Source organism: Planobispora longispora (assembly GCF_016863135.1).
In the GTDB taxonomy this organism is placed as follows: Bacteria; Actinomycetota; Actinomycetes; order Streptosporangiales; family Streptosporangiaceae; genus Planobispora; species Planobispora longispora.
This window is the reverse complement of sequence record NZ_BOOH01000085.1, coordinates 1-5,524: the sequence shown is the minus strand read 5'-3', so window position 1 is coordinate 5,524 and position 5,524 is coordinate 1. Positions and strand designations below refer to the sequence as shown.

Genomic DNA, 5,524 nt, shown 5'->3' with positions numbered 1-5,524 from the left:
TTCGACCCGGCGGGCGAGGGGCTGAGCGAGGCGCTGTGCACGCTGGGCAACGGCTACTTCGCCACCCGGGGGGCGGCGCCCGAGGCCGAGGCCGACGGCGTGCACTACCCGGGCACCTACGTGGCCGGCTGCTTCGACCGCCTCGACTCCACCGTGGCCGGACGCACCGTGGGCAACGAGGACATCGTGAACCTGCCCAACTGGCTGCCGCTGACCTTCGCCACCCCCGGCACCACCTGGTTCCACCCGGGAGCGGCGGACCTGCTGGACTACCGCCAGGAGCTGGACCTGCGCCACGGCGTGCTGCACCGGACGTTGCGGTACCGCGACGAGCACGGCCGCGTCACCGCGGTCCGGCAGCGCCGCCTGGTGTCCATGGCCGACCCGCACCTGGCCGCGCTGGGGACCGTCTTCACCGCCGAACCTCGGCCGCCCTCCGGACGATACGGCGCGCCCCCGGCTTCGGCGAACTGCTCGACCGGCACCGGACGGCCTGGAGCGGCCTGTGGCGCCGTGCCCGCTTCGACGTCAACGGCCCGCGGGTCGCGCGCACCGTTCACCTGCACGTCTTCCACCTGCTGCAGACGCTCTCCCCGCACACCGCCGACCTGGACGCGGGCGTGCCCGCGCGCGGCCTGCACGGCGAGGCCTACCGGGGGCACGTGTTCTGGGACGAGTTGTTCGTGCTGTCCTGGCTCAGCCTGTGCTTCCCCGACATCACACGCGGCCTGCTGCGTTACCGATGGCGACGGCTGCCCGAGGCCAGGGCGGCCGCGCGCGCCGCGGGCTTCGCCGGCGCCATGTTCCCCTGGCAGAGCGGCAGCGACGGCACCGAGCAGACCCAGACGCTGCACCTCAACCCCGCCTCCGGGCACTGGCTGCCCGACCATTCGCACCTGCAGCGGCACGTCGGGCTGGCCATCGCCTACAACGTGTGGCACTACCACGCGGCCACCGGTGACATCGCGTTCCTCGCCGAGGCCGGGGCGGAGATGCTGGTGGAGATCGCCCGCTTCTTCGCCTCGCTGGCCACCCTCGATCCGGTGTCGGGCCGCTACGAGATCCGCGGCGTCATGGGCCCCGACGAGTACCACGAGAGCTACCCCGGCGCGCCCTCCCCCGGCCTGGACAACACGGCGCCTGGCTGTCCATCGGCGTGGGACGCGACGGGGTACGGGTCAGTCGCGCCGACGACGGCCCCGAACACCTGACCGTCACCGTGTACGGCCGACGCGCCGAACTCGGGCGCGGTGCCGAGCACTTCTTCGCCCGCCGGGAGCAGGAGCACGACGCACTCGTCCCGGCCCGCTGAACCGGCCCGTCCGAGCCCCTTCCACCGGCTTCTTATGCCAGGCCCTCACACACCCCAGCCCCTCATACGCCTCCGTCCCTCACACCGCCGGAACCTCACCGCCTGGAGTCCCGGGGCCTTGCCACGCCACGGGCATCTGGAATCTTACGACCGCTCGTCGAGGATCTCGGTGAGCGGCCGCCGCATGCTCCCGGCCTCCTCCGAAGTGACGCCCAACCGCATGAGCATCTGCGGATACTCCCCCGAACACAACCGCCCGCGGATGAACTCCCGCAGCTGATCCAGCTCCAGCGCCTGGGTGTGGAAGGTCGCGCGCACACCGTAGGCCGAGGCGAACAACAGCGCCCGCTGCAACCCCTGCCCGGCGGCCAGCCAGTGCTCGCGCTCGTCCCCGGCGGTGGTCAGCAACGCCACCACACCGGGCGAGCCGGTCTCGGCCGGTGGCTCCGGCGGCTCCGGCCGTTCGGGCGGCTCATAGCCCCAAGGCCGGCCGTGGACGTAGTCGCGCTGGGCGAAGGAGGCATCACCGCCGGGCCCGGCCTCATGCGGGTAGGCATCGGCAGGCACACCATCGCGCCGCCTGCTGTCCGGCGAGCGCGACCAGCGCAACACCTCCAGCGAAAAACCCTGATCCTGGGCCTGGACCTCCTGAGCAGCCCGAGTCAGGGCCGCCAGCACCCGCACCCCGGCCGCCGAACGCACCGGCGTCAACCGCACCCCCTCGGCGGCGGCCTGACCGCACACCGCCTCAACGAACCGCTCGGGCAGTTCCTCGCCGGTGAAGTCACCGCGATGGGTGCGGCGCCGCTCGATCTGGGCATGCAGCAGCCGGATGTGCTCACCGGCCGCCCCGGCCGCCACGGCTGAGCCCAGGCGCACGGTGGCCAGCAGCGCCCGCCGGTCGGGGTCGGGCAGAATGCGCACGACCGGCTCATAGCCCATCTCCCCCAGCGCCAGCCGCACGTTGAACAGCGCCGCTCCACAGCTGATGAGCATCTCCCTACCGGCCGGGTCCTCCACCGCCAGCCGACGGTCGCTGTCGAAACGCACGCTGATCTCCTCGCCGGAGACGACGAAAGACCACGGCTGGGTGTTGTGCACCGAAGGCGCCCAGGCGGCCGCCTCGACCGCGGCGTGCACCGCCTTGCCGATCTCGTCACTGCTACGCATGACCCACCTCCCGGATCCGACGGTTTCACTGCCCCCTCAGGCGGTCACGATGTCCCGGCGATCGAACACGGGCACGGCCGCCGCCAACAGCACCAGCGGCGCCAGCACCATCCAGGCGTAGACGACAGACAACCCCGCGCCCAGCGGCCCGCCCTCCAGCGCCTGCTGGAAAGGCGAGATCGACCGCCAGAACTCGAGCGCCTCGACGAACTCACCCGCGACGTAGAGCACGTACCCGGCGAAGGCCACCGTCCGGCGGTCTCGGCGTAACAATCGCTTCAGCGGGGCGCCAGGCTTCCGCCAGCGCTCTACCCTCTTAGAGGGCGGTTCGCGAGTTGATGTCCCCTTCGCCGCTGGGATTGAGCAAGACGCACTGGTCGGAGAATCGTCGCCGGACTACGGGCGCGGCTGAGTGAACAAGCCCGGCTCGGTCTCGATGAGGATGCCGCGGCGTGCACGCTCTGGGTGTCCAGCACGACCAGGCTCGGATCGGCCTTTCGTCCTTTGCTCTCCCGCAGATACCAGCGCAGCAGGTCGTGGATCACCTGGGCGGTGCCGTCGTCGCGCCACTTGGCGAAGTAGTAGTACGTCGCGCTCTTGGGTGGCAGGTCGTGGGGCAGGTACTCCCACTGGACGCCGGTCCGGCCCTGATACAAGATCGCGTTGATGATTTCGCGCATCGCGTAGGTGCCCTCGTGACCGCTGACCGACGGGTGCGCGGCCTTCCATGCTGTGAGCACCGGCTCGATCAGCGCCCACTGTTCGTCGGACACGTCGCTGGGGTACGGCTTGCGTTCGCCCACCCGGTCATCCCAGCACATCCGAGTCTGCCAGCCAGGGGTAACGCTAAATATCCGCCTAACCACATTAGGACATCACGGGCATCAGCTCGCGGACCGCCCTCTTAGAGCCCTTAACAAAATGGGGTATGGCGTGGGTGGCTTGGCTGGTGTAGCCAGGGGGTGCTCCAGCACTGACCCGAATTCCGCTGGGAGCTCTTACTTGCCCGTCGGCCCCTCCTGGGTGACGGCGTGCAGCGTGCCTGCGGACGGATCCCAGACACGTAGGTCACCATCTCTACCGCCGCTGACCACCATCACGCGCCCATCGAGTTCGGCCGTGGCCAATGTCATGACCGTCCCGCGATGGCCGGTCAACGGTGGACCGACCATCGCGCCTGCGAGCAGGTCCCACACGCGCACGGTCGAGTCGTGCCCGGCGCTGACGATGGCCGACCGTCCATCCTGAAGCTTGACAACGACCACCGCAGTCACCTGATCGGTGTGGCCGGTGAACGGATCGTGGACCAGTGTGCCGACGGTCACGTCCCAGATTCGCACCGCTCCCTCGGCTCCGGCACCGGAGACCAGCACCATCCGGCCGCCGAGTTCGGTGAGGCTCACGGGCGCTCGTTTGACGATGCCCGCGACCTCACCGCCTGCCAGCGGCGGGCCGACCGGATCACCGGTGTCCAGGTTCCAGACTCGAAGGACCATCCGGTCGCCGTCATCTCCCTCGATGACGGCGTATATCTCCTCATCATGCTCGAATATCGCCGCGGTCTGAGCCCAGTCGCTCAAAGGCCCCAGTTCCAGTTCGCCGGTGGCCAGATCCCAGCCGGACAACCGTCCGAACGGTCCGGCATCCGATAGCAGCAGCACCATCGGGCCCTCACCGAGATCGGTGACCGTGATCAGCCGCGCCTGATGGCCCGAGACCGGCTCTCCTATCAGGGTGCCTGTCTCAAGATCCCAGACACGTACCGTCTGGCCACCGGCGCTCACAATGACGGGGCGGCCGTCGAGCTCGGTGGCCACCACCTCCCTCACCCAGTGGGAATGACCGGCCATCCGGGGGCCGCGCGGGCGGCCCGTATCCAGATCCCACCAGCGCAACGCGCCGTCGGTGTAGCCGGCTACCGCGATGGGGCACCCCTGCAGAGAAGCGGTTCCCAGCGCGCTCACCGCGGGAAGCTTGCTATTGGTCACAACGGGCTCTCCTGGGCACAATGACGAACCGACACGAACTATCAGAAACGTCAAGGACTGTACCGGGGAGCCTTGAGCAGGCGTCTCCTCACCGCCCCGGTTGGTGCATGCGGCAAGCAATCGTTACAGGTACGGCGCACCGGGCCCGCTTTGTCAGGAGCTCTTAGGCACAACGCCGGGCGGGTTCCTACGCGAACTGGTGCATGCCGGTCTCCTGTGCCGTGGCCAGCGCCACACCCCAGGAACGGGCCCGCTCCGTCTCCCCCTCCAGCAGGGGGCCGGGGGTGCCGGAGACGTAGAAGCTCTGCGAGCCGGTGAGAATGGGGAAGCCCTTCCGGCGCAGGAGTTTTTCGGCGCCGCGCCGGGCCGCGCCGGGGATCAGGGGGATCTTGACCCGGGTGTCGAACGCCGCGGCGGCCGCCCGCGGGGCGCCGCCGGGCAGGGCGGTGAGCCACTCGCGCATGCCCTGCCCCTTCGAGACCAGGCCGGAGGTCGCCTGCTGGACGGCCGACTGCCGGGTGTTGGGCCGGCTCATGCCGAAGGCGTGCGTGGGGCCGCCCACAACGAGCAGGTCGACATCGCCGGGGACGGCCGCCGGGGCGGCGCCGATCTCGACCACGTCCACCGCCATGCGGGTGGCCAGGCCGTCGGCGATGGCCCGGGCGATCGTCTGGGTGTTGCCGAACATCGATTCGTAGACCACGAGCGCGCGCATGGATCTCATCTCCTTGTCCGCCGGTGCTCTCCAGCCGGCGGGTCCCGGGGCCAGTTCCGGGGCCGGGATCCGCCGGCTGCGGTCACTCTCAGCGTTTCGCCCGCCGATCCCCGGGTGAAGGGGCCGATGGTCCGCAGACGGAGGACCAAAGACCCGGCGTGTGGAGATCGGCGACGGAACGGCCGGGACAGCGGTGGAACCGTCGGTCCCCGCGTTCAGCACGGCGGTGGAATCCGCCGGACTCCGCGGTCACTTCCGGCCGGCGGAACCGGCCGGGCCCGTTCTTTCCGGTGCACAACCGGAGCATCCGCTCCTGGCAGGCACGCATCAGCGGGCCTG

At 70.1% G+C, this 5,524-nt stretch carries 6 protein-coding genes and 1 pseudogene; 2 read left to right on the top strand and 5 right to left on the bottom strand.

The window, feature by feature from the left end:
- Positions 1-21 precede the first annotated feature (21 nt).
- Positions 22-363, top strand: a pseudogene (locus tag Plo01_RS40785) (glycoside hydrolase family 65 protein); the annotation flags it as partial.
- A gap of 257 nt (positions 364-620) precedes the next feature.
- Positions 621-1,211 carry a hypothetical protein gene (locus Plo01_RS40780; RefSeq protein ID WP_239317962.1) on the top strand — a complete coding sequence of 197 codons (591 nt, stop codon included), beginning with the start codon at positions 621-623 and terminating at the stop codon, positions 1,209-1,211.
- Between the two features lie 245 nt (positions 1,212-1,456).
- On the opposite strand, the gene Plo01_RS39630 is transcribed toward Plo01_RS40780, so the two are convergent.
- The 5 genes from Plo01_RS39630 to Plo01_RS39610 all read right to left on the bottom strand — a co-directional run bounded on the left by Plo01_RS39630 (position 1,457) and on the right by Plo01_RS39610 (position 5,185).
- A complete protein-coding gene (locus Plo01_RS39630; RefSeq protein WP_203895964.1) occupies positions 1,457-2,482 on the bottom strand; it encodes an Acg family FMN-binding oxidoreductase in 1,026 nt (341 codons plus the stop codon).
- A gap of 36 nt (positions 2,483-2,518) precedes the next feature.
- Positions 2,519-2,755, bottom strand: coding sequence for a hypothetical protein (locus tag Plo01_RS39625; protein WP_203895963.1), 237 nt, complete (start codon positions 2,753-2,755; stop codon positions 2,519-2,521).
- Positions 2,756-2,790: 35 nt separating this feature from the next.
- A complete protein-coding gene (locus Plo01_RS39620) occupies positions 2,791-3,285 on the bottom strand; it encodes a transposase (RefSeq protein ID WP_203895962.1) in 495 nt (164 codons plus the stop codon).
- Between the two features lie 195 nt (positions 3,286-3,480).
- On the bottom strand, positions 3,481-4,470 hold the full coding sequence (locus Plo01_RS39615) for a WD40 repeat domain-containing protein (protein ID WP_203895961.1): 990 nt from the start codon (positions 4,468-4,470) through the stop codon (positions 3,481-3,483).
- Positions 4,471-4,657: 187 nt separating this feature from the next.
- Positions 4,658-5,185, bottom strand: coding sequence for a flavodoxin family protein (locus tag Plo01_RS39610; protein WP_203895960.1), 528 nt, complete (start codon positions 5,183-5,185; stop codon positions 4,658-4,660).
- Between the last annotated feature and the right edge of the window lie 339 nt (positions 5,186-5,524).

Excerpts from the sequence above, each read along its gene's own strand:
- Plo01_RS39630 (WP_203895964.1), bottom strand. The coding sequence starts at position 2,482 with ATGCGTAGCAGTGACGAGATCGGCAAGGCGGTGCACGCCGCGGTCGAG.
- Plo01_RS39610 (WP_203895960.1), bottom strand. The coding sequence starts at position 5,185 with ATGCGCGCGCTCGTGGTCTACGAATCGATGTTCGGCAACACCCAGACG.